The 25723-nt window shown below is 40.4% G+C and carries 25 protein-coding genes, 1 tRNA gene and 2 pseudogenes; 23 read left to right on the forward strand and 5 right to left on the reverse strand.

What is annotated here, in order from left to right; all coding sequences use genetic code 11:
• Nucleotides 1-4: 4 nt before the first annotated feature.
• The 14 genes and pseudogenes from dnaQ to P2E05_RS04005 all read left to right on the forward strand — a co-directional run bounded on the left by dnaQ (nucleotide 5) and on the right by P2E05_RS04005 (nucleotide 12760).
• Entirely contained in the window at nucleotides 5-766 is a 762-nt protein-coding gene (dnaQ, locus tag P2E05_RS03940) for a DNA polymerase III subunit epsilon (protein ID WP_154624045.1), read from the forward strand.
• Nucleotides 767-880: 114 nt separating this feature from the next.
• Nucleotides 881-957, forward strand: a tRNA-Asp gene (locus P2E05_RS03945).
• A gap of 1398 nt (nucleotides 958-2355) precedes the next feature.
• Nucleotides 2356-2751: a helix-turn-helix domain-containing protein gene (locus tag P2E05_RS03950; protein WP_163860720.1), complete on the forward strand. Its 396-nt coding sequence runs from the start codon at nucleotides 2356-2358 to the stop codon at nucleotides 2749-2751.
• Between the two features lie 153 nt (nucleotides 2752-2904).
• A complete protein-coding gene (locus P2E05_RS03955) occupies nucleotides 2905-3465 on the forward strand; it encodes a fimbrial protein (RefSeq protein ID WP_249999885.1) in 561 nt (186 codons plus the stop codon).
• 74 nt (nucleotides 3466-3539) lie between these two features.
• Nucleotides 3540-4064, forward strand: coding sequence for a fimbrial protein (locus P2E05_RS03960; protein ID WP_004927221.1), 525 nt, complete (start codon nucleotides 3540-3542; stop codon nucleotides 4062-4064).
• A gap of 67 nt (nucleotides 4065-4131) precedes the next feature.
• Nucleotides 4132-6666, forward strand: coding sequence for an outer membrane usher protein (locus P2E05_RS03965; protein WP_251465124.1), 2535 nt, complete (start codon nucleotides 4132-4134; stop codon nucleotides 6664-6666).
• 78 nt (nucleotides 6667-6744) lie between these two features.
• Nucleotides 6745-7489, forward strand: a pseudogene (locus P2E05_RS03970) (fimbria/pilus periplasmic chaperone).
• Entirely contained in the window at nucleotides 7473-8162 is a 690-nt protein-coding gene (locus P2E05_RS03975) for a fimbrial protein (RefSeq protein WP_004927229.1), read from the forward strand. The pseudogene P2E05_RS03970 and the gene P2E05_RS03975 overlap by 17 nt, the downstream one beginning before the upstream one ends.
• 14 nt (nucleotides 8163-8176) lie before the next feature.
• Nucleotides 8177-8701: a fimbrial protein gene (locus P2E05_RS03980; protein ID WP_223854850.1), complete on the forward strand. Its 525-nt coding sequence runs from the start codon at nucleotides 8177-8179 to the stop codon at nucleotides 8699-8701.
• 122 nt (nucleotides 8702-8823) lie between these two features.
• Nucleotides 8824-9225 (forward strand): fimbrial protein, encoded by a 402-nt coding sequence (locus P2E05_RS03985; protein ID WP_276123016.1) that lies wholly within the window; start codon nucleotides 8824-8826, stop codon nucleotides 9223-9225.
• Nucleotides 9226-9260: 35 nt separating this feature from the next.
• Nucleotides 9261-9785, forward strand: coding sequence for a fimbrial protein (locus P2E05_RS03990; protein WP_225829620.1), 525 nt, complete (start codon nucleotides 9261-9263; stop codon nucleotides 9783-9785).
• A gap of 226 nt (nucleotides 9786-10011) precedes the next feature.
• Complete coding sequence (locus P2E05_RS03995; RefSeq protein ID WP_154624418.1) at nucleotides 10012-11046, forward strand: hypothetical protein; 1035 nt, start codon at nucleotides 10012-10014, stop codon at nucleotides 11044-11046.
• 284 nt (nucleotides 11047-11330) lie between these two features.
• Nucleotides 11331-11713: pseudogene (locus P2E05_RS04000) on the forward strand (transposase); the annotation flags it as partial.
• A 363-nt stretch (nucleotides 11714-12076) separates the two neighbouring features.
• The gene (locus P2E05_RS04005) at nucleotides 12077-12760 is read left to right on the forward strand and encodes a TenA family transcriptional regulator (protein WP_163860723.1); all 684 of its coding nucleotides are present in this window, start codon (nucleotides 12077-12079) and stop codon (nucleotides 12758-12760) included.
• Between the two features lie 115 nt (nucleotides 12761-12875).
• Here the strand turns inward: P2E05_RS04005 and P2E05_RS04010 are convergent, their stop codons facing one another.
• Nucleotides 12876-13271: a DUF6122 family protein gene (locus tag P2E05_RS04010; RefSeq protein WP_163860724.1), complete on the reverse strand. Its 396-nt coding sequence runs from the start codon at nucleotides 13269-13271 to the stop codon at nucleotides 12876-12878.
• 550 nt (nucleotides 13272-13821) lie between these two features.
• On the opposite strand from P2E05_RS04010, the gene tkt reads away from it, so the two are divergent.
• From tkt to P2E05_RS04035, 5 genes are all read left to right on the forward strand, one after another.
• Nucleotides 13822-15816: a transketolase gene (gene tkt / locus P2E05_RS04015; protein WP_163860725.1), complete on the forward strand. Its 1995-nt coding sequence runs from the start codon at nucleotides 13822-13824 to the stop codon at nucleotides 15814-15816.
• A 306-nt stretch (nucleotides 15817-16122) separates the two neighbouring features.
• Nucleotides 16123-17142, forward strand: coding sequence for an erythrose-4-phosphate dehydrogenase (epd, locus tag P2E05_RS04020; RefSeq protein WP_154623658.1), 1020 nt, complete (start codon nucleotides 16123-16125; stop codon nucleotides 17140-17142).
• Nucleotides 17143-17227: 85 nt separating this feature from the next.
• A complete protein-coding gene (gene pgk, locus P2E05_RS04025) occupies nucleotides 17228-18391 on the forward strand; it encodes a phosphoglycerate kinase (protein ID WP_154623657.1) in 1164 nt (387 codons plus the stop codon).
• 59 nt (nucleotides 18392-18450) lie between these two features.
• The gene (gene fbaA / locus P2E05_RS04030; protein ID WP_004927260.1) at nucleotides 18451-19527 is read left to right on the forward strand and encodes a class II fructose-bisphosphate aldolase; all 1077 of its coding nucleotides are present in this window, start codon (nucleotides 18451-18453) and stop codon (nucleotides 19525-19527) included.
• Between the two features lie 158 nt (nucleotides 19528-19685).
• The gene (locus P2E05_RS04035) at nucleotides 19686-20090 is read left to right on the forward strand and encodes a hypothetical protein (protein WP_004927262.1); all 405 of its coding nucleotides are present in this window, start codon (nucleotides 19686-19688) and stop codon (nucleotides 20088-20090) included.
• Nucleotides 20091-20138: 48 nt separating this feature from the next.
• Here the strand turns inward: P2E05_RS04035 and P2E05_RS04040 are convergent, their stop codons facing one another.
• The 4 genes from P2E05_RS04040 to P2E05_RS04055 all read right to left on the reverse strand — a co-directional run bounded on the left by P2E05_RS04040 (nucleotide 20139) and on the right by P2E05_RS04055 (nucleotide 22250).
• Nucleotides 20139-20600 carry a colicin Z C-terminal domain-related protein gene (locus P2E05_RS04040; protein WP_230086012.1) on the reverse strand — a complete coding sequence of 154 codons (462 nt, stop codon included), beginning with the start codon at nucleotides 20598-20600 and terminating at the stop codon, nucleotides 20139-20141.
• Nucleotides 20601-20846, reverse strand: a complete 246-nt coding sequence (locus P2E05_RS04045; protein WP_249999902.1) for a hypothetical protein — start codon at nucleotides 20844-20846, stop codon at nucleotides 20601-20603.
• 170 nt (nucleotides 20847-21016) lie between these two features.
• Complete coding sequence (locus P2E05_RS04050; RefSeq protein ID WP_230085794.1) at nucleotides 21017-21385, reverse strand: DUF4440 domain-containing protein; 369 nt, start codon at nucleotides 21383-21385, stop codon at nucleotides 21017-21019.
• A 13-nt stretch (nucleotides 21386-21398) separates the two neighbouring features.
• Entirely contained in the window at nucleotides 21399-22250 is an 852-nt protein-coding gene (locus P2E05_RS04055) for a LysR substrate-binding domain-containing protein (protein ID WP_272657644.1), read from the reverse strand.
• Between the two features lie 85 nt (nucleotides 22251-22335).
• Between P2E05_RS04055 and P2E05_RS04060 the strand changes: the two genes are divergently transcribed.
• The 4 genes from P2E05_RS04060 (at nucleotide 22336) to P2E05_RS04075 (ending at nucleotide 25669) form a co-directional block, all read left to right on the forward strand.
• A complete protein-coding gene (locus P2E05_RS04060) occupies nucleotides 22336-23022 on the forward strand; it encodes an ankyrin repeat domain-containing protein (protein ID WP_154622647.1) in 687 nt (228 codons plus the stop codon).
• Nucleotides 23022-23486, forward strand: coding sequence for a nucleoside deaminase (locus tag P2E05_RS04065; protein WP_154622648.1), 465 nt, complete (start codon nucleotides 23022-23024; stop codon nucleotides 23484-23486). Before P2E05_RS04060 ends, P2E05_RS04065 begins: the two co-directional genes overlap by 1 nt.
• Nucleotides 23486-24706, forward strand: a complete 1221-nt coding sequence (locus tag P2E05_RS04070; RefSeq protein ID WP_251465144.1) for a cyanate transporter — start codon at nucleotides 23486-23488, stop codon at nucleotides 24704-24706. Before P2E05_RS04065 ends, P2E05_RS04070 begins: the two co-directional genes overlap by 1 nt.
• A gap of 93 nt (nucleotides 24707-24799) precedes the next feature.
• The gene (locus tag P2E05_RS04075) at nucleotides 24800-25669 is read left to right on the forward strand and encodes a helix-turn-helix domain-containing protein (protein WP_154622650.1); all 870 of its coding nucleotides are present in this window, start codon (nucleotides 24800-24802) and stop codon (nucleotides 25667-25669) included.
• The last annotated feature ends 54 nt before the right edge of the window (nucleotides 25670-25723 follow it).

Raw genomic sequence — 25723 nt, forward strand, 5'->3', positions numbered from 1 at the left:
CATTATGAGCACGGCGATAACAAGACAAATTGTCCTCGATACCGAAACCACCGGTATGAATAAGTTAGGCGTTCATTATGAAGGCCATAATATTATTGAAATTGGTGCGGTTGAGGTCATCAATCGTAGGCTGACTGGCCGTAATTTTCACGTCTACATTAAACCAAATCGGTTAGTGGATCCTGAAGCGTTTGAAGTGCATGGTATCAGTGATGAATTTTTGCAGGATAAACCGACTTTTGCTGATATTGCTGATGAATTCCTTGAGTTTATTCGCGGTGCTGAACTCATTATCCATAACGCTCCCTTTGATATTGGTTTTATGGATTATGAATTTGCTAAATTAAATAGAGGCATACCACCTACCGCTGATTTTTGCCAGATAACCGATAGTTTAGTGCTTGCTCGACAAATATTTCCAGGTAAAAGAAATAATTTGGATGCTTTGTGTGATCGTTATTTGATTGATAATACTAAGCGTACACTGCATGGCGCTTTATTGGATGCTGAGATCCTTTCCGACGTGTATTTAGCGATGACGGGGGGACAGACATCTTTAGCTTTTTCTATGGAAGCAGACACATCGAATGAAAGCTATGTTGAAGAGGTACAACGCATCGAGCGTCCAACGAGTGGCTTAAAAGTGCTTTATGCGACCGATGAAGAGCTTATTGAGCATGAAAAACGACTTGATATCGTAGATAAGAAAGGGGGGAAACCTTGTCTTTGGCGACAATCTCCAGATGAGGAAGAGACTATTCATTAGTCTTTATTCGCTTTTGAGGCTAAAAACTGTTCAACTGTACGATTTTTCAAGAAAAAGTATTGACTGGCATGGTAAGTATTCGTAATATGCATCTCGTTCCCTAGAGGGACATTCGGAGCGGTAGTTCAGTTGGTTAGAATACCTGCCTGTCACGCAGGGGGTCGCGGGTTCGAGTCCCGTCCGTTCCGCCAAATATCGAAGCCCTGACTCTTAGAGTCAGGGCTTTTTGTTTTTATGCTTTTTAACCTTTTAAAAAAACACGTCAAAGAAAAATCCGTCATAAAAGTAGTGATAGGAGTACTCTTGATATCTCAATCTGTGTTCATGACGATTTCTCAGCTAGTCAGTAATAAAGTTTATGAAACAGAGAACGAAGCCTTGAGATAAGACTGTTATTACGCGTAAGCAGTTTATAAATCTAAATAAACAGATGAAAGCTAATATGACATTAATGATAGCTGTTGAGGTATGACTATAACTAAATTAATTAGATAATTTTAATTCCCGTCCTTTTGTGTGGGTCATTTGGCTTTACAATCTATGAGTACTTCCCATCCTGAATAGCTTAAATCGATTTAATTCTCTTTTTGTTGGCGATATAAACTATCTCGTTAAATAATCTATAAATCACTTACTCATCTCCTTATGACTTTAAGATTACTTTTTTGTTATTGATAATAATAATAGTTTTCAATTTAAATTATTTTTAAAATTCAAATTTTACTTTTCGTTTAATTTTGTCTATTTTTGATGCTCGCTATGAGTATGTTTAATTTTCAAATAACAAATAAACACAATCAGGTATATTCACTTTTTTTGCATATTTATATTATTTGAATTAATAGTGATTTTTCAATATTTAGAAATTAACTAAAAATTAACACGTTTGTTTTTAATTATGGTGATTGTTATTTTAAAAGCGACGATGAAATCGTGGTGAGTATTATTAGTATAATCAAAAGATAAAGTTAACTATTGAAGGTGACTTATCTGATATTTGAAGATTTGTTATTATTTTTAAAAACAGACCTGGTTTTGTATCTATATGAAAAATATGTTATTTTTTCTTTCCAGTTACTTTATTAGAGATATTTAATTAATTAATTAATTTATATTTTTACTAAAAATTATGACTATTTGTTAAATTTAAAACTTTCATCTTTATTTGCGTCTTAATTGGTGTTTTTGTGGTTAAAAAAACCATTTTATATGGATGCTCATAAAAAGGAATGCAGTTAAAGCCAGCTATATAGCTAGCTTTTATGATATTTAATTTACTCTCCATTGGTGTATCTGGTGGTTGTTTGTACTGCTAGCTGGGATGGATTAGGTTTGATTTTGCGTGAATGCTCAAGTAAATTAATGGGCATTGATTCAGTGGTAACGCATAATACAATATTATTTATTCATATATCCTTAAAGTTGCATAAAATGTCTAGAGAATAGGTTTTTTATTCGATTTTTAGTCGGTTTTTAAATGAATTGGTTTTCTAAGGGTATCAGTTTTTATTAGTTATCTTCGTTCGTTATATTTATTTTAATACTGTTTGAGTAGTAAGGTTAATTAATTTAATGCATGGAGAAAAATAGTGAGAGTAGGTGCGGTGCAAATGCCGAAAAATAAACTCAATGATTCAAAAACTGTTTTTACCAAAGCGATTGGAGAAGAAATACATAAATTACGTAAAGAACGTTTGATGACCGGAAAGGAGCTAGCTAAGGTAGTTAATGTCTCCCAACAACAAATATCACGCTATGAATGTGGGGTTTGTAATATAACAATAGATACATTGATTGTTATTTTAAACGCATTAAATGTTTCATTAACTGATTTCTTTAATCAGGTCTTTTTACGGGTATTCGAAAAGGAAAAGAAAATCAGTGTACAGTACCACAATGTATTTAGTTCTTCTGAGCAGTCTGAAGAATTAAAAAAACAGCTAGAAACTTTTTCTCGGTATGATCAAACTAACTTATGGGGTTAGTTATTTTCTATTAATTATTTTATATCACCATTCTTTTTTATTTAAAGTTTTTTAAATTATTTATCTTTAAATAATTAGGAATAAACACGTCTGAAGGATTGTGAATACATTCCTATTTTTTAAGTACGATATATTTATATTGCAGAGGCAATCATGAAAAAAATTATTTTAGCAACCTTAATTTCTGGCGCAATGAGTGCATCCGCTTTTGCTGTGGATGCAGGAAAAGGGACAGTAACTTTCACGGGGGCTATCATTGAAGCACCATGCTCAATCGCTCCAGGAGATGAAAGCCAAACTATTGATTTAGGACAGGTTTCTAATGTTACCCTACAGAAAGGTGGTATGTCCGCAGCTCAGCCTTTTGAGATCCATCTCGAAGGTTGCACGTTGAACGCAGAATATAAAGATAAAGATGGCGTTACCCAAAAATATAACAATATGGTTGAAGTGAAATTTGAAGGTACAGAGTGGGTAAACAATGGTAGCAATACTGGATTAATTCAAATTACAGGTGATGCGTCTGGTGCAGGTATTGTATTGATGAATAAATCAGGTGCAAAAATCAATATCAATGATTCAACCGTTGAGCGTGCTTATACCTCAGGTAATAACATTTTGAGTTTTCAAGCTGCGCTACAAGGTATGTCAGATGCGACTGTTGTTCCGGGTAGTTTCCAAGCTGTGACCAACTTTACATTGGCCTATAACTAATCGTTATTGTCAATGAAGTATTCCCCTAAGTCACTTCGTGATTAGGGGAAATATAAAAGAGGGGGAACTCGGTTATGAAAGCTATTTTAGTTATGTTACTTGTTAGTCAATTTGCCACTTTACCGAGTGTACAAGCACAAGCTTCCACACTATGGGGAAGTGTCAACATGAATGGCAGTATTGTCGATTCTGCATGTGCTATTGATACCGGTTCTTATGAACAGGTTGTCGACATGGGAATATTACCCGTTGGAACAATACGCCAACAAGGACAAGGTCCTGTTCACCCTTTCTCTATTACGCTAATTGGTTGCACTTTAGTGCCATATACCGGTTCTCCTTGGCAAGCTTTTACGGTGACTTTTGACGGTCCTGCTTCTGGTAATTGGTTTACGGTGTCGGGAGATGCGCGTGGCGTTGCTCTGTTATTACAAGATGCAGATGGGAAGCCTATTTATCCAGGGAAGTCCACAGAGAAACAAACTATCGCACCGGGAAATACTGTACTGAATTATGGGTTAAGGCTAGTTGCCGATAAAGAGCCTTTACGTCCGGGGCAATATCAAAGCGCACTGCGTTTTAAGCTGGATTATTACTAATAATAAAAAGTCATTTTTTCTTTTTAGCTTACGTTTTTCCTGAACCTGATTTTTAGGGATGTTATTTATGTCTTCTTCACGACCTGTATTTTTTCGCCTTAGTCGCTTAGGCCTAGCCATTGTTTTTTCATTCTATGGTCTATCAACGCCATTGTGGGCAACTGAGACAATTGAATTCAATACGGATGTGCTAGATCTAGAAGATAAAAATAACATTGATCTAGAGCAGTTCTCTCGTGCGGGTTACATCATGCCGGGGACCTATTCTTTAACATTAAAGGTAAATGGCGAGCAGTTTTCAGAAGTATCAGTGCCTTTTTATCCCCCTGAAGATGATCCACAAGGTAGTACAGCTTGTATATCGCCAGAGGTAGCGGATCAATTTGGATTGACTTCATCGGCAAAAAAAGAGTTGGCATGGTGGCATGACGGACAGTGTCTGACAGCAAGTAGTTTACCAGGGATGCAAATCCATGGTGATTTAGCTACCTCGTCATTATACGTGAGTATCCCACAAGCTTATCTCGAATTCACTGCGCCTAACTGGGATCCACCATCGCGTTGGGATGAGGGAATTGCTGCGTTGATGCTGGACTATAACATTAATGGTAATGCCAATAATTCATATAACGGTGGTCACGATAGTTATGCGTTAAATGGAAATGGTATTGTAGGGGTGAACTTAGGGGCTTGGCGCTTTCGCGCTGATTGGCAAGGTCGTTTAAATCATGCGACTGGTTCTGGTGATTCGGTTAATAAAGACTTTGACTGGAATCGGTTTTATGCCTATCGCGCATTGCCGTCACTCGCTGCTAAATTGGTATTAGGGGAGGATTACCTCGTTTCTAATATCTTTGATTCATTTCGTTTTATTGGCGCCAGTGTGCGTTCTGAATTGAATATGCTCCCGCCAAATTTGCGTGGTTATGCACCAGAAGTGACAGGTATCGCAAAAACAAATGCGACGGTAATAGTTAGCCAGCAAGGGCGAGTGTTGTACGAAACACAAGTCGCTCCTGGGCCGTTTCGTATTCAGGATTTGAGTGATGCTGTTAGTGGCAAACTCGATATCACAGTTAAAGAACAAGATGGTACAACTCAAGACTTTCAAATAGATACAGCTAGCTTGCCTTATTTAACGCGTCCGGGGCAAATACAATACAAATTAGCATTAGGCCAGCCAACTAATTATCAGCGTCACAGTGAAGGGGATTCTTTTGTCACGGGTGAATTTTCGTGGGGAGTCAACAATGGCTGGTCACTATTTGGCGGTAGCCTGAATAGTAAAAATTACAATGCCGTATCGCTGGGTATTGGGCGTGATTTATTGGCATTTGGAGCTTTATCTTTCGATGTTACTCAATCTTTTGCTCGATTACCAAATATGGGGAATTTAAGCGGAGGTTCTTACCGTATTAATTACTCTAAACGTTTTGAGGCGATTGATAGCACTATTCAATTTGCAGGTTATCGCTTTTCCGAGCGTGACTTTATGTCGATGTCTGATTTCTTAAATGCACTGAAAACCGGTGAGCGTTATGGAGGGAGTAAAGAGTTATATACGATATCGCTGAATAAAAATTTCGGCGAGTTAGGAATGTCGTTATACCTCAACTATAACCACCAAACTTATTGGGATCAGCCGGATAATGATTATTACAGCATTATGCTGTCGAAATATATGGATATTGGTTCACTTAAAAATATCAGTGTTAACTTATCGGCAAACCGCAGTGTTTATAACGGTGTCAAGGATGACAGTATATATCTATCGACCTCATTCCCCTTAAGTAACGGCGCCAACGTAGGGTATTCGCTGAATAGTAGTCGCTACGATACGACAAATCGGGCGACCTATTACGACCGAATCAATGATCGAACGACATACCAGTTGAGTGCCGGGAGTAGCAAAAAAGGAGGAACGGGGAGTGCATTTATCACCCATCAAGCTGATATCGCACGTTTAACGGCTAATGTGAGTTATATGCATAACCAATATAGTGCATTTGGTCTATCAATGAGCGGTGGAATGACTTTTACCCCAGAGGGAAGCGGACTTCATCGTGTTAATACATTAGGAGGAACGCGAATGTTAGTCGATACCGATGGTGTTTCGGATGTACCGATCAAAGGGATAGGTGCACCGATCACCTCGAATATGTTTGGTAAAGCCATTGTTGGTGATGTGAGTAGTTACTACCGTAGTAAGGCTCAAATTGATTTAAATGCATTACCAGACAATGTAGAAGCACAGCAGTCGGTAGTACAAGCTACGCTCACAGAAGGCGCTGTAGGTTATCGTCATTTTGCTGTGGTATCAGGACAAAAAGCGATGACTGTACTGCGATTGCCTGATGGTAGCCACCCGCCATTCGGCGCTCAAATACAAAACAGTAAAGCGCAAAACACAGGAATTGTGGGTGATTCTGGAAGTGCTTATATCAGTGGTATTAACCCTCAGAGTGTGATGACTGTGACATGGGGAGAAGATAAGGCTTGCCAGATCACTTTTCCTATTCAGTTAGGTTCTTTACAGGAAGCATTACTACTGCCGTGTATTCCGACAACGTTACCAGCATCAACAGTGATAGCGAAAAGATAGTTTTATTCAGCACAAGAATAGCCTAATTCACGAAAAGCATGGCTCAAGAGAGAACACAGAAATAAAAGGTAAATAACTATGCAATTAACGATTTCTTATCGTACAACCATGGGGTTAATTGGTTTGGCATTATTTAGCAGCACAGCTTATTCCGCGGTATCGATGGATAGGACTCGGGTTATTTTTGATGGTGGACAAAAGTCAATCTCACTCAATATTTCAAATAACAACAAACAGTTACCATATTTAGCGCAAGGGTGGATTGAAAATGCGGAAGGGCAGAAGATCCAATCGCCATTAGTTGTATTACCGCCCGTACAGCGTATAGAGCCAGGTAAATCAAGCCAAGTAAAAATTGAAGCATTACCTGCTATTAATTCGTTACCTCAAGATCGTGAGTCTTTATTTTAATTTACGAGAAATACCGCCAAAAAGCGATAAACCAAACACATTACAAATTGCTCTGCAAACACGAGTGAAGCTGTTTTATCGACCTAAAGCGATAATACCTGAAAAAAACGGTGCGCCATGGCAAGACAAATTAACCTTAGATAAACAAGGTGAACGTTATATCGTGAAAAATCCCACACCGTATTACGTCACGATTATTAATGCGACAACTAATGGCAAAGCATCGGATGGTAAAGATTTTACACCAGTCATGGTGCCACCGTTTGGACAGGATGATTTAGGCATCAGCGCTAATCAATTAGGAAATAATCCCGTACTGACTTACATCAATGATTATGGTGGACGCCCTAATTTGACCTTCCGCTGTCAGGTGTCGAGCTGTCAGGTTGTTCCAAATGGTAAAAGCGAATAATTCGAGTAAGCACCCGACTGACGGTGCCCATATTGAAGGAGTGCGCATGACAGACTTACAAAGAAAAAACGTTTTCCGATACGGCTTACTTCTAGCGATGTTTAGCAGCACCGTCAGTTTATCAGGCATGGCGGCGGATAATAATGGCAATCTCTATCGGCCAGTAGATAACTGGAATGTCGATGGACAGCATGGTGTGTTGTACGTGTCTGGTTCATTAACGGAAAGCCCATGTCGGCTAGCGATGACATCTAGTTACCAATCAGTTGAGATGGGGAATTTGGATACCAGTACCTTGCAGCATAATGGTAGAGGAGCACCCGTACCGTTTCAGATTGAGTTAGAGGACTGTTTAGAAACAGAGACTCGTTTAGATAATGTACAAACGGGAATGACAGCATGGAGCTCCAGTCAACCAGCAGTCAAAATTCGTTTTTTAGCAGATAGTGTGCCATCAATGCCGGATATCGCTCGTGTCAATGGGGTAAAAGGATTGGGGCTGGCTATCACGACACCAAATGGTTCACTGCTACCTTTGGGGTTAGAAAGTGAGCCACAGTTATTGCCTTCAGGGCAAAGTCAGTTGACCTATTACGTGACGCCGGTGAGAACGGGGCAGCTTGTGCCGGGGGCGTATTCGGCGCTGATTGCATTTGAAATGTTGTACGAGTAGGAGTGGTCATCATTATGACAATGAGACGATGTCGACTGCCGAAAGTGCTGGCAACCAGTCTGTTGATGAGCAGTTTGATGCTGTGTTCAGCGGCGACCCTTGCAGAAACCTATACCTTAACCGTGAAGGTCACGGTAGTTGAGAAGACCTGTGATATCTACGGGCCTGACGGGATTGGACAGCCCATCAATGTGGCGATGGGCGACCTGATCATAAAAAACATCGATGGGGTTAGCTACGGAAAAACTGACATTCCGTATACTCTAAGTTGCGACGATGCAGCAAGTAATCCAGCCTTAAAACTGAAATTTGATGGCCCCCGCATGAGTGGCCAAGCGGCGAATGTGTTGTCCACCTCGGACCAGAACTTAGGATTACGCCTTATGGCGGGTAACAGTAATCTGAATTTAGGCGTCTGGCGTCATTTTAATTATAGCACTCAGCCAACCCTTAGTGTGATACCGATTGGCAGTGGGACTGGGGGGATTAATGACGGTCAGATGACTGCATCCGCGACGTTGAGTGTGGAGTATCAATAATGATGAACCGACAAGCTAAGATATCTGCAATGGCATTATGGCTAAGCGGCTTGATGCCGCTGACGACGTATGCGGTAGATGTGAACTTTACCGCCAACTTAATCCAAAACCCGCCGTGTGATGTGGCGGGGCCGGACGGGGTTGACCAGCCGATCCGCGTGCCGTTTGGCGAGGTGGGGATCACCAAGGTTAATGGCGAAAACTATCGCCAAGACTTTACCTTGACGCTGAGTTGCGGAACAGGGCTTGGGAATGCCGTGGCGTTATATCTTGAGTATCGCGGGATGGTCGCGGAGAGTTTTGATAATAAAGCCTTGCAAGCTAGTCAGACCGGGTTGGGGGTTCGATTATACCATCAAGGGGTCGTCATACCACCTAACACAGGGACACCGATAACGATGTCGGATAATGGCGTTGCAACTTTACCCTTGTATGCGGTGCCAGTGAAGGATACTGACCCGTCTGCAATGTTATATGAAGGGAATTTTACCGCGACGGCCAGTGTGGAGATGAATTACCCATGAGGATATTCAATCACAAGAGAACTTTCTGGATGTCGATGAGTGCAATACTGTGGTGTTGCAGTTTTCTACCGTCAGTGGCTCAGGCGGCGAACAGTAATGATATTCAGTACAGTGGAACGTTGATTGCGTTGCCGTGCACGGTTGACCCGAATTATGAGAACTTCGGAGTTGACTTTGGGGGCAATATTAATTCAAAGGATTTGCTGAATGGACAACGTCGTTATAGCAAGGAAGACATCCAATTTCATTTGACGGATTGTGATACTTCTTTGGGAAATAGTATTGCAGTGAAATTTAGCGGTGTTTCGACGACCGACAATGGATTACTGAATGTGGATGCTGGAAGTCAGGCTAGTGGGATTGCGATAGGTCTTGAAACCCCGAGTGGTGTAGCGTTACCCATTAATAACACTCAGGTAGAGCCTTTAATGCCGATAAAAAAAGGGGATATGACGATACGGTTACGGTCATATATACAGGCAGTGGAAGACGCAACGGTAGAGAGCATTCAGCCGGGTTTTTTTACGGCGACGCTGACGTATATGTTGATATATCAGTGAAGCGATGCTCCATTTTACGGGGTAGAGACGGGGTGTTTTCTATCAGGCTAGTGCAAGACTATATACGTCAATGCTCGCTAAGGTTTAGTAGTGATTTATTTGCCATCTATTGCTTAGTATTTATCTCACAATAACAGTTTAAGCGGTGGCAAATTTCTTGGTATTCAATTTCAAAATAGATTTCGTTGATGAGTATTCATTATCAAGCGACACAAGGAATCCATAAATGCGCATTCAGTTAGCTCTTTTGCTATTCACTTTTCCATTAACTTCTATTGGGGCATCTTACTTCAATCAGAACAATACTCCGCAAAGAGCAATAGGATATAGTGAAGGGTCTTTTTCAATATTTGGAACAGTATATAAAATCCAAGATAATATTGATCGGCGTCCTATAACCGATTCTGTTGGGTATGATTCTGGAGTTATGTCCGCTGAAAGTTATGGCTACTCCGGTGGAGCAGTGACTATTGATGCTAAATACAATACGCTTTCTAACGTATCAGGAGGATCATCATGTTATTTGTATGGAACTCTATACTTTTCTGAGTCTGACGGCTGGTATGATTACAGTTACGGGCATATGCGTTGGGATATGTCTGGTGATGTATTTTATGATCCCAATCTGTATATAAAGGTTGATAAACCATGTAATCAAGCTATTTTATCCGATTTACCGACAGTTAATATTCCATTACCAAGCATCAACAAATTTTATATTTGGCGGGGTATATCTGGTATATGTGCCAATCGGTCTTGCACTAATGGAAGTTATAATCATACTCGGGTTTTACCTCGTAATGGGTCTATGACTGCTTTGGCAAATGTAATCGCTTGCACATCAAATACAGTCAACAGTTCTACTTGCCGGTCTTTATTTTATAATACTGTACGTGGCACTGATATTCCTTCTGGGTTAATTCCTGACATCCCAGCTGTATGTAATGTGAATTTACCTGATCTGAACTTTGGAACTGTAGGCATGAATGACTGGGCTGGAAACATGGCTCAATCTATAGGCTCAGTATCTTGTACAAAGGATGCATCTATTACCTTTACTGTGGTTGGTGGAGATTCAGTTAAACTGGGCCCTTTTAATGCTTCTATTGGTATAAATGGGAAATTAGGCGGGTCATCGATCGTTAATACGGGGATAGGGGAAGTGACATTCACAATTGATGGACAGCTAAAATCGTCTACAGGGAGTGTTACAGCAGGGGAATATCAAACAAGTGTTGTAGTAATAGGTACAATTAATTGAAATGCATCTTACAATAAATAATAAAGCGACATCAATTTCATTGCTATTTACAAATTGAGTGATGCCATTTGCTCTAATTTTGGATATGCAGGTGCTATCAACGGTATTTTTATTTAGAGAAATGAGTGCATATTAGGCTAATCTTATAAGTAATAGCTACAGAAAGTGAATATGTTCCCATTTCTCAGAAAGTTACTGGACTTATGAAAATTTGGAGTAGTATAGTTAATTTGGTTACCAAGTCATAGGTGATATATTACCTCATAAAAAAACAGGTGACATTTATTGCAAAACGTATAAAACGATTTTTAAGTGCTGAACTTAAACTTGAAGCGACTCAATTTGTCATTGATTAAAATTGTTCCGCGGCCGAAGCTGCCAATGCCATGGGCGTGGGTAAATCAACCATTGAATAATGGGGTCGGCAACTCAAAAACGAGCGTAAAGGTATTTCGCCAAAAGCATCGGCAATGACACCAGAACAAGTTGAAATTCGTGCACTAAAAAAGAAAATTGCTCATCTCGAAAAGCATGACGAGCTCTTAAAGAAGGCTACTTTTCTGGTGATGTCAGACTCCCTGAACAACTTGCGATAATTAAAAAACTGAGCCAAAGCTACCGTATTCAAATATTATGTAGCGTGTTTAGTATTAAACTCTTTTCATATCACAATCCAGTGAATCGGTAAAAATACCCCCAGCGTAATTATTTTTAGCTTCCATAAAAGCGACAAAATATCATTGTGTACTTTTAATTAAACTAAAGTGATGGAAATATAATTTATATATTGGGAATTAGAATGGTTATTTCACTTTGTTAATGATGTGAATTATTTAAATTTGTATATTTTATGATGCTATTTTTATCGGTAATTTAATGAGCTAATAAATTATTAATGATTAATATAATTAAATATAAGTCAATGTAACTGAAATATGCCATGGTTATTTTAAAGGAAATGATTAATTTACTTTTATCTTGTTTGATAAAAAACGTATTCTTCCCTAAAAATAAACTTGGAGGTTTATGTATGTCATTGAATATAGAATTAAAAAACCAATTGGAATCATCTATACTTGATTTAAATCTGCCTGAAAATCCCTATTTTAAATCTCTGACTTCTGGTGAAATGACCCATGAACAATTTTTAAATAGCCAATTAGAATTTGCACCGATGGTTTATTTTTTCAGTAGGCCAATGGCACAAATTATAGCCAATATATCCGATCCTATTTCACGAATTGCCTTGGTGGGGAATCTTTGGGAAGAACACGGTCAAGGTGTTAAGGAAAATGTGCATGGAAATACAATCATAACTTTAATCGAACGTTTAGGTGGTGATATATCCAGTATTGATTTACAGAACCCCCCACCTAATGCTCGGATCTTTAATGAAGCATTACGTGGAGTTTCTTCTTTTTGTGATTTTCGTTTTGCTGCTTCTATGTATGCGGGTATTGAGAGAACATTTGTTGATGTATCGTGCATGATATTTGAAGCGATAGCTAAAGAGGGTTGGCTTCCAGAAGATAAGATCACCCATTATGGCTTACATCGAGAACTGGATATTGAACACTCGGAAGATTTTTTGAAAGTTGTCAATCAATATTGGGATGAACCAAAATATCAATTTATGATTAAAGAAGGTATCAAATTTGGCTGCCAATTATTTGCTAATGCGTATGTTGGTTTTTATCGGAGCATGAGTAAGTAGCTCCAAGGATATTTATTATGCTTAGTAATATAGGTTAAATGTAGAATCTGGCTATTTATGAGCATGGATATTTATTATCATAAATAGCCGATTTTGGTTTGTATATGGCTAACCACTAATATAGTGAGGTTCTGTGCTCATGATATTTCTCAATGAGAACTATATTGGTGGTATTTTGTTTTAAACTCCCCATATAACAATCCACTGAATCGGTAAAAAGATGGAATAAACACCCCACCGCAATTGCTTTTAATTTCCATGATGGCAGTAAAAATATCATCACATACGCGATAGCTGCCCAACCAGTATGTAACGGATGGAAACCAATACCGCAGCGATTAGGATCAAAAATCGGATCGGCCAGTAAATGATCTAAATCGATCGCCATGGTTGCTATCATCAATAATGCCGCTAATTTCCAATTTTTTCGCCAAAATAGATAGCCAAATAAGATTGGCACTAAAAAATGAAAACCGTAGTGCACGATATTGCGAAAAATTTCAAATGCCACAATTAAACCTCTAATGCATTATTTTATTTATTAGCAGATATCTCTTCTTCATGCTTATCTGCCTTGGATTATTCAGTGCGTTTGAGCTAAATGTACTCATTTTCTGGTGGCTAGTGGGCTGCTATTGTATCGAGATTATAACCAAGTCGTATAACGAAAGGGGATTTTTTGTTTCGATATGTAGAGTACATGTTTATCTCCTATCTAATCAGCCAATTTTTCATAGCAAAATTTGTCAATAATCACTATTGTTATCTCTAAATGCATAAGAAGCATAAATCACCTTGATCCCTGATGGTAAACTCAGGTTTAATAAGGGTAATGAATTGCGCAAAAAACTCATCTTTAAGTGATATTTTGCGCAATGGAAAGGATTCAGCTCTGAAATGGCTTAATTTATTGACGATTCGCGGGCACAAATGTAGCGAATAATTGCTGTATGGAGCAAATTGCGTTAGTTTCATAGTTTGCCTATGAAAAAGTGCAATAATTCCGTATTGCGTTGTGAAAATTGGTTTAAGTACGTTTTTATCCGACCTGGAGTATACTAATGACGACTCGTAAAACCCTTGCTAATGCTATCCGCTTTCTAAGTATGGATGCGGTTCAAAAAGCAAAATCAGGGCACCCTGGCGCGCCTATGGGCATGGCCGATATTGCTGAAGTTCTGTGGCGTGACTATATGAATCATAACCCAGCAGATCCACACTGGGCTAACCGTGACCGTTTTGTTCTCTCTAATGGCCATGGTTCAATGCTGATCTATAGCTTGCTGCATCTGACGGGTTATGACTTATCTATCGATGAGCTAAAAAACTTCCGTCAACTCCACTCTAAGACACCAGGCCACCCTGAATATGGCTATACTCCAGGCGTTGAAACCACCACAGGTCCATTAGGGCAAGGTATTGCAAACGCAGTCGGTTTTGCTATCGCTGAACGCACTTTAGCGGCGCAATTTAACCGCCCAGGCCATGACATCGTCGACCATCACACTTATGTGTTCATGGGTGATGGTTGTATGATGGAAGGTATCTCACACGAAGTGTGCTCTCTAGCAGGGACACTGAAATTAAATAAACTGATTGCGTTTTATGATGACAACGGTATCTCTATCGACGGTCATGTACAAGGTTGGTTTACTGATGATACCGCAGCACGTTTTGAAGCTTATGGCTGGCATGTTATTCGTGATATCGATGGTCACGATGCCGATCAAATTCATGCTGCTGTCACAGAAGCACAGCGCGAAACAGATAAACCAACGCTGATTATGTGTAAAACCGTGATCGGTTTTGGTTCCCCAAATAAAGCAGGTACAGAATCTGTTCACGGTGCACCATTAGGTGATGCCGAAATTGCGGCAACACGTAAAAATCTAGACTGGCAGTATGGTCCATTCGAAATCCCACAAGATATCTATCAAGCATGGGATGCCCGTCAAGCTGGTAAAGAAAAACAAGCGGCTTGGAATGATAAGTTCGCCGCTTACGCAAAAGCCTTCCCTGAATTAGCTGAAGAATTTACTCGCCGTATGGCGGGTGAATTGCCTGCTAATTTTGATGCAGAAGCGAAGAAATTTATTGAAAATCTGCAAGCAAATCCTGCCAACATCGCTAGCCGTAAAGCGTCACAAAATGCTTTAGAAGCCTTTGGTAAAGTCTTGCCTGAGTTCTTAGGTGGTTCTGCTGACTTAGCACCAAGTAACTTGACTATGTGGTCTGGCTCTAAACCATTGAATGAAGACAAAGCGGGTAACTACATCCATTATGGTGTACGTGAATTCGGTATGTCAGCAATCATGAATGGTATTGCTTTACATGGTGGATTTGTTCCTTATGGTGCAACATTCCTCATGTTCGTTGAATATGCACGCAATGCTGTGCGTATGGCTGCATTGATGAAAGTGCGTAGTATCTTTGTTTATACTCACGACTCTATCGGTCTGGGTGAAGATGGCCCAACTCACCAACCTGTTGAGCAATTAGCTAGCTTACGTGTAACGCCTAATATGAATACATGGCGTCCATGTGACCAAGTTGAATCTGCTGTCGCATGGAAATACGCTATCGAGCGTAAAGATGGCCCAAGTGCGCTGATCTTCTCTCGCCAAAATCTGGAGCAGCAACCACGTACTGCTAAGCAATTAGCGGAGATCGAGAAAGGGGCTTATATCCTGAAAGATAGCGATGGCCAGCCGGAGCTTATCTTTATCGCGACAGGTTCAGAAGTTGAGTTAGCAGTGAAAGCCGCTGACCAACTGACTGGCGAAGGCCGTAAAGTACGTGTTGTTTCAATGCCTTCAACCGAGGTATTTGATAAACAAGACGCGGCATACCGTGAAGCCGTTCTACCATCAAGTGTGACTAAGCGTGTTGCTATTGAAGCAGGCATTGCAGATTACTGGTTCAAATATACAGGTCTCAATGGGGCTATCGTTGGTATGCATACATTTGGTGAATCAGCACCTGCTGAAGAACTATTCAAAGAGTTCGGTATCACTGTTGAAAGCGCAGTGAAAGCTGCTAAGTCATTGCTGAAGTAATTATTTTACGACCTAATTACGGGTCGTAAGAAAGAGTGAAATACGCCCTTACATCAATTTTGCTGTAGGGGCGTTGTTTTTTTGTGCATTTCATGTGTTTTGACTATTGCGTTCTGTGCCTATATCCCTTAATCTAATTCTTAAATAGCTGAACCGTTTCAGTTGCTGTGGTCAATAAGCTAAAAAATTTCAAAAGTGTCGAGTGAAGCACATTTTTGATGTTTGACCGTTAAAATCAGCAGTAGAGTTTGTGTGAGTCAGTTATCCTTATCAGCCGTGTGATTTTGTTGAAATTCAAGGTGTAGGATGCCAATAAAAGTGGCGATTAACGGCTTCGGTCGGATCGGACGGAGTGTACTAAGGGCTTTATATGAGTCTGGGCGACGTGCTGAAATTACGGTTGTCGCGGTTAATGAGCTGGCAAGCCCTGAAGGGATTGCGCATTTGCTGAAGTATGACTCAAGCCATGGTCGCTTTGCTTGGGATGTCCGCCTTAGCGGTTCGCTGTTGCAGGTCGGCGATGACAATATTCGTCTCTTTCATCAACCTGATATCAGTTCGCTACCTTGGAAAGAACTTGGAGTTGATGTTGTGCTTGACTGTAGTGGGGCATTCGGTTCTCGCGCAGATGGCTTAGCTCACCTCGATGCGGGCGCTAAAAAAGTGCTCTTCTCCCATCCTGGCTCGGATGATCTTGATGCGACAGTTGTCTATGGCGTTAATCATGATAGTCTAACAATTGACGATAAAATTATTTCAAACGCATCTTGTACCACAAACTGTATTATTCCGATCATTAAACTGTTAGATGATGCGTTCGGTATTGAGTCAGGCACGGTAACAACAATCCATGCATCAATGAATGATCAGCCTGTTATCGATGCTTATCATCATGACCTAAGAAGAACGCGAGCTGCCAGCCAATCAATTATTCCGGTTGATACTAAGCTAGCAGCGGGTATTACGCGAATTTTTCCAAAATTTCAAAATCATTTTGAGGCGATATCGGTACGTGTACCGACAACCAATGTGACAGCCATTGATTTGAGTGTTACCGTGCACAGTGATGTTAGCGTAGCAACGGTAAACCAACTCTTGCGAAGCGCCGCGCATGGACATTTTCGTGGTATAGTAGACTATACTGAATTACCGTTAGTCTCGATGGATTTTAATCATGATCCGCACAGTGCGATTGTTGATGGCACACAAACGAGAGTGAGCGGTAAGCATTTAATTAAAACCCTTGTTTGGTGTGATAACGAATGGGGGTTTGCTAACCGGATGCTAGATACAACTTTAGCGATGGCAGCAACAGGTTTCAACTAATTAACGGCTGACAGACGGTAGGGTAGACTATGACCCACACAGCCATTAATGAAAACTTTATAGAGAATCAACAAGAGGATTCACCATGTCTGTAATTAAGATGACCGATTTGGACCTAGCGGGTAAACGCGTTTTCATCCGTTCTGACCTAAACGTTCCTGTAAAAGATGGCAAAGTTACTTCTGATGCACGTATCCGTGCTTCATTACCAACAATTGAAACTGCTCTCAAGCAAGGTGCTAAAGTCATGGTCACATCTCACCTCGGTCGTCCGACTGAAGGCGAGTATAATGAAGAATTTTCACTGCAACCTGTTGTTGACTATCTGGCTGAAAAGATTGATTACCCGGTTCGTTTAGTCAAAGACTATTTAGGTGGCGTGGATATCGCGGAAGGCGAGTTAGTCGTTTTGGAAAACGTTCGCTTCAATAAAGGCGAGAAAAAAGACGATGAAACGCTGTCAAAACAGTATGCTGCACTGTGTGATGTTTATGTCATGGATGCTTTTGGTACCGCTCACCGTGCTCAAGCGTCAACGCATGGCGTTGCTAAATTCTCGCCAGTTGCTTGTGCTGGTCCTCTACTCAGCGCTGAACTTGAAGCATTAGGTAAAGCACTGGATAACCCTGCTCGCCCAATGGTGGCGATTGTCGGTGGTTCAAAAGTATCGACAAAACTGACCGTTTTAGATTCACTCTCTAAAATTGCCGATCAATTAATTGTGGGTGGTGGTATTGCAAACACCTTTATTGCCGCTGAAGGTAATAATGTTGGTCGCTCTTTATATGAAGCGGATCTGATCCCAGAAGCGAAAAAATTATTGGCAAACTGCCATATTCCAGTACCGACTGATGTCCGTGTAGCAACGGAGTTCTCTGAAACTGCGGAAGCGACATTAAAATCAAGTACTAAAATTAAAGATGATGAGCAGATCCTCGACTTAGGTGACGAGTCTGCTGAGCGTCTGGCTGAAATTCTGAAAAATGCTAAAACCATTCTGTGGAATGGCCCAGTTGGTGTTTTTGAATTCCCTAACTTCCGTAAAGGAACCGAAATCGTTGCACGTGCAATCGCTGATAGTGAAGCTTTCTCTATCGCGGGTGGTGGTGACACATTAGCGGCTATCGATTTATTCGGTATTGCGGATAAGATTTCATACATTTCAACAGGCGGCGGTGCATTCCTTGAATTCGTTGAAGGTAAAAAACTGCCGGCGGTTGTGATGCTGGAAGAACGTGCTAAAGCGTAATTAATTTGTCATGAACAACAGGCTGCGTAGGCAGCCTGTTTAACACAGGACCTTTTCAAATGTCTAAAATTTTTGATTTTGTAAAACCGGGTGTTCTCACAGGTGATGATGTACAGAAAGTTTTCGCAGTTGCCAAAGAAAATAACTTCGCATTGCCAGCGGTGAACTGTGTCGGTACAGACTCAATTAATGCCGTACTTGAAGCGGCAGCGAAAGTACGTGCTCCAGTTATTGTTCAGTTTTCTAACGGCGGTGCGGCTTTTATCGCGGGTAAAGGCTTGAAAGCAGAAGGGCAACAAGCGGCTATTTTAGGTTCCATTTCAGGTGCTCAACATGTCCATCAAATGGCTGAGCATTATGGTGTTCCTGTGATCCTGCATACTGACCACTGTGCACGTAAATTGCTGCCATGGATTGATGGTTTGCTAGACGCAGGTGAAAAACACTATGCGAAAACCGGTAAGCCTCTGTTCTCTTCACACATGATTGACTTGTCTGAAGAAACTCTGGAAGAAAATATCGAGATCTGTGCTAAATATCTGGCTCGTATGGCGAAAATCGATATGACGCTGGAAATCGAACTGGGTTGTACTGGTGGTGAAGAAGACGGTGTTGATAACACCGGTATGGATAGCTCTGCGCTGTACACTCAACCAGAAGACGTTGCTTACGCGTATGAGAAACTGAGCGCAATCAGCCCTCGTTTCACTATCGCCGCTTCTTTCGGTAACGTTCACGGTGTTTATAAGCCAGGTAACGTCCAGTTAACGCCAAAAATTCTACGTAACTCACAGGACTATGTTTCTGAGAAATTTAATCTGCCTCACAACAGCCTAGACTTTGTTTTCCACGGTGGTTCTGGCTCAAGCGCTGCTGAAATCAAAGAAGCGGTTAGCTACGGTGTTATCAAAATGAACATCGATACAGATACTCAGTGGGCAACTTGGGAAGGTATCCTGAACTACTACAAAAAGAACGAAGGTTATCTGCAAGGTCAGTTGGGTAACCCAGAAGGTGATGACAAGCCTAACAAAAAATACTATGACCCACGCGTATGGCTGCGTAAAGGTCAAGAATCCATGGTTGTTCGTTTAGAGCAAGCGTTCAAAGAACTGAACTGCGTTGACGTTCTATAATTGTGCTTAGGCTTGGTTAACCAAGCTAATCGCTAAATCAATCCCTCAGTAGGGTTATCTTACTGGGGGATTTTTGTATTTTTGAGCACTGAAACTAAATGTATAACAAGCTAAGATGGAAGTTATTATTTTTTATTTGTTATAAAGGAGATATTTGAGTGAGTCGATGGATCCAGAATTTTTTAATCGCTATTGTTGGTGTCTTATCAATAGGTTGTTCAGTGGCAGGTAACAACGATAGGCTCGTCTATAAATTTGAAAATGATGAGTTTATTTTAGAAAAAGAGTGTGTTTCTGTACTTCAATTGGGACATTCACAGTTAAAAAATGACTATGTTTTGAATATTGAGATCAATAGAACACCTAAATGTTCGGAAAGATTTAATTCTCTTCTGAGTAAAAATATTGGTAAAAAGGTATCTCTTTACTTCGGTGTAAATAAAATTTCTCAAACGTATATCGCAGGGGAAATACAATCTGAAAATGGATATAGACAGGCATTTTCGGATAAAAAAGTAATAAATAATATTTTAGAAAGTTATGGACGAAATGCTAAAAACTAAAAGAAATCACGTTGTACTTCTTTTAGTTTTATATAGTTAAATAATGAATTATTTAGGGAAGCTTATACTGACCGTGATAGGTACTGAATGTGATTTTATGCGTATACTTGCAGTTCCACCACCAGTAGCTTCAATAAGATAAGCTCCTGGTCCCACTGTATTAACCGTTTTCATTCCACTAGATATTGGATATTTAATCTCCACATCAAATGATGACTCTAAGTTTGATGAATTATTAAAATTAACGGTATACGAATGGGGAGTATTGGTAATTTCATTTGGCATACTTGTGAGGAGATCTTTCCACGCACTCCATATCCCTGGCATTGCAATAATACCTGTTGACCGTATAGGCCCTGAATAACCACATGGACTTTGTCTTTCCCTTGCGACTCTGGCTCTATCTAAACTCGCCATAATCATGCTTTTTTTCATATTCCTGAATTGCGCAAATCTTTGACTGTAAATTCTTAAAGCATCCGTCTTATCACCACTATTGATCGCTTTCATTTATTCTTGAAAATTTTTCTCTTTAAGGTACGGACAATTCTTTTCACCACAAACAAGATAAACATTGTTCTTTAATGCATCCTTGACTTCAGGCGGCCAGCTTGCTGGGATGAAGTCATGATTAACTTGTACATCATTGAACTCCCATGCTTTTGAATGTGGATCCCAGTGTGTATCAGGTATATGAGGTATACCACTATTACAATTATAGGGGGCGTAGCTAGGTCGAATAGGGTGTCTTTTCATTTGAAATTCCTTTTATTTATTCCATTAACTATTTAAATTTATTAGATATTATTTTTAATAAACAAATAAAATAGTAGCCATGAAATTGCATAGAGTAAATAAACGAAATTTGTTTATATGTCATAGGAAAGCTGCATCGTAATGACGTTTACGATGCAGCAAAAAAGCATTTATAACGAACGTGGTGTTCCTTGGTGGAAACGGAGCTGCCATTGGTTGTGCTGATTTTTGCTCCAAATCGATGAGCGTAGTGTTTGTTTAATAGGTATCCCATTATCAAGTTGAAAACTTAAATAGGTGATGAGCACTGTATTCGCATCTATCTGTGCACATTGGAAATTTTCGGAGTGAATTTCCAATAAATTATTAGCTTGAGTGAGGGCTAAAAGTGTCTCTGTTTTATCGGCGCTCACACCAGAGCGGCAAAATTCTAAAAACGCTGGGTGCAGAATATTTTCAAGAAATTCTAAATTATCTCTATTTGAATAATGGTGTAGCTTTTTTTCTAGTGTGATTAGGTGATCAAAGAGTTTCTGCATATCATGTTCTTTATCAAAGTTGTTCAAATTGTCGTGCTAGGCGTTCAGCTAGCGTTAAAACCACTTCTGAATTGCCATGGACATGCAGAGCAATTTCCATCTCCTCTGCATCTGGAAAGCCTTCTTGTGCAGTCAGTATACGATGCTGTGGTAGCTTAGCTCGCAGTGGTAATAAACTGATGCCAAGGCCATCGGTAATGGCGCTTTGAATACCAGCAAGGCTTGTGCAAGTATAGGTAATATGCCAAGGGCGCTGTTCAATATCCAGTAAGCGGAACATATCGTTACGATACAAGCCATTTTCAGGGAAAACAATCAAAGGCAAAGAATCGGCATTAACATGTTGATTATTAGCGCTTGTTAGCCAACATAAAGGTTCTGGCCAATGATAATGGCTCTTAAATTCACCTTTTCGTTGCTTCACGATAATTAAATCGAGTTCACCTTGCTGGTATCGTTGATGAAGTTGGCGGCTTAAACCACTGGTAACCTCTAAACGAATGTTCGGGTGGTCACGCATAAACGTCGCAAGGGTTGGTGTAACTTGCCCAGAAGCAAAATCTTCAGGGAAACCAAGACGTAACGTTTGGATCACCGCATTGCCTGTAATTTTCATAAAAAACATATCATTGAGTGCGATAATTTTTTTGGCATAACTGAACAGGATTTCACCTGTTTCAGTTAATGTGAGCATTCGATGGGCGCGTATCAATAAAGGCTGGCCCACTAAGGCTTCTAAGCGCTGGATCTGTTGGCTCAGAGTGGATTGAGTCGAGTTTAAATGTTGTGAAGCTACAGTGAAGCTGCCGGTCTCTGCCACCGCAATAAAAGTTTTAAGTAAGACCAAATTTAATAACGTATTCATTTTATAGATACCTGGAATTTGAATATTTAATTTTTAAATAGCATATATTTTCAGTAGATTAAATAGATTGCAGAGGAGGGGTACAATGAAAACACTATTTTTGCCAGCCAAATGGCTAGGCTATATGTTAGTTATTCTTAGTATATCATTGATATTTATTGTTAAATCATTTGCACAGGCAAATTCATCATCTCTAGTCGCTTTGGCTGAAAAAGGGGATTTGCCGGCGGTTACCCAAGCTATTCAACAAGGAGCAGATATTGAGCAACGAGACTTACGTTTGCGTACTCCCTTAATGGCGGCAACACATGCTAATCAAATCGAGGTGGCTCAATTTTTAATTGAACAAGGTGCCAATGTGAATGCACGCGATGCAATACAAGATTCCCCTTATTTGTATGCAGGGGCTAGGGGATTACAGGAAATTTTAGAAATGACCCTAGCCCATGGCGCGGATTTGAAAAGCACTAACCGCTATGGTGGAACAGCATTAATTCCTGCCGCAGAGCGCGGGCATGTAAAAACGGTACAAACTTTAATTGATGCGGGAGTCGACGTTAATCATGTAAACAGATTAGGCTGGACGGCTCTGATAGAGGCAATCATACTGGGTGATGGTAGTGAAAAATATGCGGCTATTGTGACTCAATTGATCAAGGGTGGCGCCGATGTCAATTTAGCGGACGCTTCAGGAAAATCTCCGTTAGCGTTGGCCAAGCAAAAGGGTTATGACAATCTAGTTGAAATTCTTGAAAATTCAGGAGCTAAGTAATGTTAGATAAACAGTTTTTGCGACAAGCAATTTCACTGGCTAAAGAAAATGTTAAAACGGGCGGCCGTCCCTTCGGAGCCGTGATTGTTTGTGATGGTAAAGTCATTGCAACAGGGGTTAATCAGATGCTTGAATTGTGTGATCCCACAGCGCATGCAGAGCTAATGGCTTTAAGACAAGCAGGGGAGATCCTTCAGCGCACTCGATTAGAGGATTGTGTGGTCTATGCGAGCGGACAACCATGCCCAATGTGTTTAGCGGCAATGCGTATGGCAGGGATTTCACGAATTATTTACGCTTATTCAAATCAAGATGCAGAGCCATTTGGCTTATCAACAGAAGCAATTGCACAGGCACTTAGAGTGGAGCCACAACAGCAAAGCGGACTGACTTTTGTACAATTAAAGCCAGAAAATGAAACGCAATCAGCACTTTATACTTTTTGGCGGGAACAACAACATTAATGAGTGAACGTCAAACAGCATCGCTGGGTTTAGTACTGACAATCGTATTGGTCGGGATTAATTTAAGGCCGTTTATGACCGGCCCCGGCCCACTGATTGATGGCATTATGCAAACGACGGGGATGACTTATCAAGGTATTTCATTACTCACCTTATTGCCTATGCTATTAATGGGAATAGGAGCCTTAATTGTTCCTGCGCTTAACCAAAGGCTGGGAGAGCGCTTAGGTATTAGTCTGGCAATGTTATTGTTGTTCATCGGTTCCTTATGCCGCTTATTTGTTGCTGACAGTGCGCAATTGCTCATAACGGCTTTTATTTGTGGTGTCGGAGCCGCTTATATTCAAGCCGTTTTTCCTGGATTAATTAAATTACGTTTTCCACAAAAAATGGCCGCAATGACAGGGCTTTATTCGGCGATGTTGATGGCAGGGGGAGCAATAGGTGCACAATTAACTCCCCTTATTGCTAATTTCTCATGTCATGAAGCGATACCATCTTGCACTCATGAGTCTGGTCATTGGCAAGCCGCTTTAGCGTGGATGGCATTACCCGCTTTATTTGCTTTATTCGCCATTATTGCCAATATACGCTCTTCAGCTTCTCATCAACATGCTGGAAAAGGGGCAGTTTTGCAGTTTTTAACAAAACCAAGAGCATGGTTGCTTATGGTTGGCTTTGGTCTTGTTAATGCGGGATATGGTTCAGTCGTAACATGGTTAGCCCCCTTTTTTATTGAACAAGGTATGAGTAGTGCAAAAAGTGGTTCACTTGTCGCTTTATTGAGTGTATTTCAAGCATTATCGGCTTTGTTAATCCCTGTTTTAGCTTCCCATAATATTGATCGTCGATTTTGGTTGGTGGTAACGCTATGTAGCCAAGCAATTGGTTTTGCAGGTTTAGTGGTATTTCCTCATTCAGTGCCTTTTTTATGGGTTTGTTTAATCGGTATAGGGCTGGGTGGGTGTTTTGCACTAAGTATTATTACGTCTCTTGATCATTTGCCTCATCCTGCAAGCGCTGGCGCGTTAACCTCTCTGATGCAAGCTGGTGGATTTATTATTGCGGCCTTTGGTCCTTTCTTTGCCGCATGGCTACATGAAATCAGCCAAAGTTTCGCTTGGGTATGGGGCGCACATATCTTAATGATATTAATAACATTATTTCTTTTTTTGCGTCTTAATCCAAAACATTACGCTAAGCTATTCAGTATCAAATAGGTTTTAATGCACAAATTGCAAATGATAATGATTGTTATTTTCTTGTTTCTTTGACAAGATAGCAGGCACATAGCCTTTGTTTCGAAAAAGATCATGCAGCAGTGTTCTGAAGACAAACTTAATCAAGCTCATTCCCATCGTGAAGATTACTCGATTGGTGCTTTTATCAGGATCAGTCGTGGTGAGTTTGTGATCCCGCATGATCTTGGGATTGATGAAGAACAACAGGCAGGCCTGAAGTTAGTGGCCATACATCAAGGTGCAATGGGTTGTCGTAGCAGCTCTGGACATAATGTCGAAGTGAATTCACCCTCATTGATACTCTCTGGCAGCCAGAAAAGCTATCAGTTATGCAACCTGTTTCGCGCCTGCCAACCAATGAAATATACAATGATTGATATTTCACCTGAGTGGCTTGAACAGCATCAATTAGTTTTGCCTGATAGCTGCTATCCCTCTCATAAAGCTCAACTACGCCATTTCGCGATCCCTGCGAGTGTATTAGCGATGACGCAGCAGCTATTTACTTGTCCAACCCATCCTTCGTTACACCAACTTTATTTAGGTGCCAAGGTAACTGAAATTACTGCGCTGTGTTTACATCATTTTTTACATGAGCCAGTACAAACAGCCCCAAAATTACGCCAACGTGAGATTGATAATCTACACATGGCAAAAGCTATTTTGATGCAAGAGTTAGAATCCCCTCCAAGTTTGGATGTATTAGCTAAGCGTGTTGGCATGAATACGCGTAAGTTGACCCAAGGCTTCCGCCAGTTATTTGGTAATAGTATTTATGGTTGGTTACAGGAGTATCGTTTAGATACCGCGTATCAATTGTTAACGGTGCATGACGCCAACATTTCGACCATCGCCTATCAGGTTGGTTATACCCCAGCCCATTTCTCTGTTGCATTTCGTAAGCGTTTTGGTCTCTCGCCAAATCAACTCAAAAAACGTTAGTTGTTGCCGGATAGCGATAGACAAAATCCGGCATTCGAAAGTAACCAATCCCAT

Source organism: Providencia stuartii (assembly GCF_029277985.1).
GTDB classification, from domain to species: Bacteria; Pseudomonadota; Gammaproteobacteria; order Enterobacterales; family Enterobacteriaceae; genus Providencia; species Providencia zhejiangensis.

What these genes read in the sequence shown, in the direction of transcription:
- P2E05_RS04005 (WP_163860723.1), top strand. Translation starts at nt 12,077, where the DNA reads ATGTCATTGAATATAGAATTAAAAAACCAATTGGAATCATCTATACTT.
- pgk (WP_154623657.1), top strand. Translation starts at nt 17,228, where the DNA reads ATGTCTGTAATTAAGATGACCGATTTGGACCTAGCGGGTAAACGCGTT.
- P2E05_RS03955 (WP_249999885.1), top strand. Translation starts at nt 2,905, where the DNA reads ATGAAAAAAATTATTTTAGCAACCTTAATTTCTGGCGCAATGAGTGCA.
- P2E05_RS04075 (WP_154622650.1), top strand. Translation starts at nt 24,800, where the DNA reads ATGCAGCAGTGTTCTGAAGACAAACTTAATCAAGCTCATTCCCATCGT.
- P2E05_RS03990 (WP_225829620.1), top strand. Translation starts at nt 9,261, where the DNA reads ATGAGTGCAATACTGTGGTGTTGCAGTTTTCTACCGTCAGTGGCTCAG.
- P2E05_RS04070 (WP_251465144.1), top strand. Translation starts at nt 23,486, where the DNA reads ATGAGTGAACGTCAAACAGCATCGCTGGGTTTAGTACTGACAATCGTA.
- P2E05_RS04045 (WP_249999902.1), bottom strand. Translation starts at nt 20,846, where the DNA reads ATGAAAAGACACCCTATTCGACCTAGCTACGCCCCCTATAATTGTAAT.
- P2E05_RS03965 (WP_251465124.1), top strand. Translation starts at nt 4,132, where the DNA reads ATGTCTTCTTCACGACCTGTATTTTTTCGCCTTAGTCGCTTAGGCCTA.
- P2E05_RS03980 (WP_223854850.1), top strand. Translation starts at nt 8,177, where the DNA reads ATGACAATGAGACGATGTCGACTGCCGAAAGTGCTGGCAACCAGTCTG.
- epd (WP_154623658.1), top strand. Translation starts at nt 16,123, where the DNA reads ATGCCAATAAAAGTGGCGATTAACGGCTTCGGTCGGATCGGACGGAGT.
- dnaQ (WP_154624045.1), top strand. Translation starts at nt 5, where the DNA reads ATGAGCACGGCGATAACAAGACAAATTGTCCTCGATACCGAAACCACC.
- fbaA (WP_004927260.1), top strand. Translation starts at nt 18,451, where the DNA reads ATGTCTAAAATTTTTGATTTTGTAAAACCGGGTGTTCTCACAGGTGAT.
- P2E05_RS04050 (WP_230085794.1), bottom strand. Translation starts at nt 21,385, where the DNA reads ATGCAGAAACTCTTTGATCACCTAATCACACTAGAAAAAAAGCTACAC.
- P2E05_RS03960 (WP_004927221.1), top strand. Translation starts at nt 3,540, where the DNA reads ATGAAAGCTATTTTAGTTATGTTACTTGTTAGTCAATTTGCCACTTTA.
- P2E05_RS04065 (WP_154622648.1), top strand. Translation starts at nt 23,022, where the DNA reads ATGTTAGATAAACAGTTTTTGCGACAAGCAATTTCACTGGCTAAAGAA.
- P2E05_RS04055 (WP_272657644.1), bottom strand. Translation starts at nt 22,250, where the DNA reads ATGAATACGTTATTAAATTTGGTCTTACTTAAAACTTTTATTGCGGTG.
- P2E05_RS04060 (WP_154622647.1), top strand. Translation starts at nt 22,336, where the DNA reads ATGAAAACACTATTTTTGCCAGCCAAATGGCTAGGCTATATGTTAGTT.
- P2E05_RS03975 (WP_004927229.1), top strand. Translation starts at nt 7,473, where the DNA reads ATGGTAAAAGCGAATAATTCGAGTAAGCACCCGACTGACGGTGCCCAT.
- tkt (WP_163860725.1), top strand. Translation starts at nt 13,822, where the DNA reads ATGACGACTCGTAAAACCCTTGCTAATGCTATCCGCTTTCTAAGTATG.
- P2E05_RS04040 (WP_230086012.1), bottom strand. Translation starts at nt 20,600, where the DNA reads ATGAAAGCGATCAATAGTGGTGATAAGACGGATGCTTTAAGAATTTAC.
- P2E05_RS03995 (WP_154624418.1), top strand. Translation starts at nt 10,012, where the DNA reads ATGCGCATTCAGTTAGCTCTTTTGCTATTCACTTTTCCATTAACTTCT.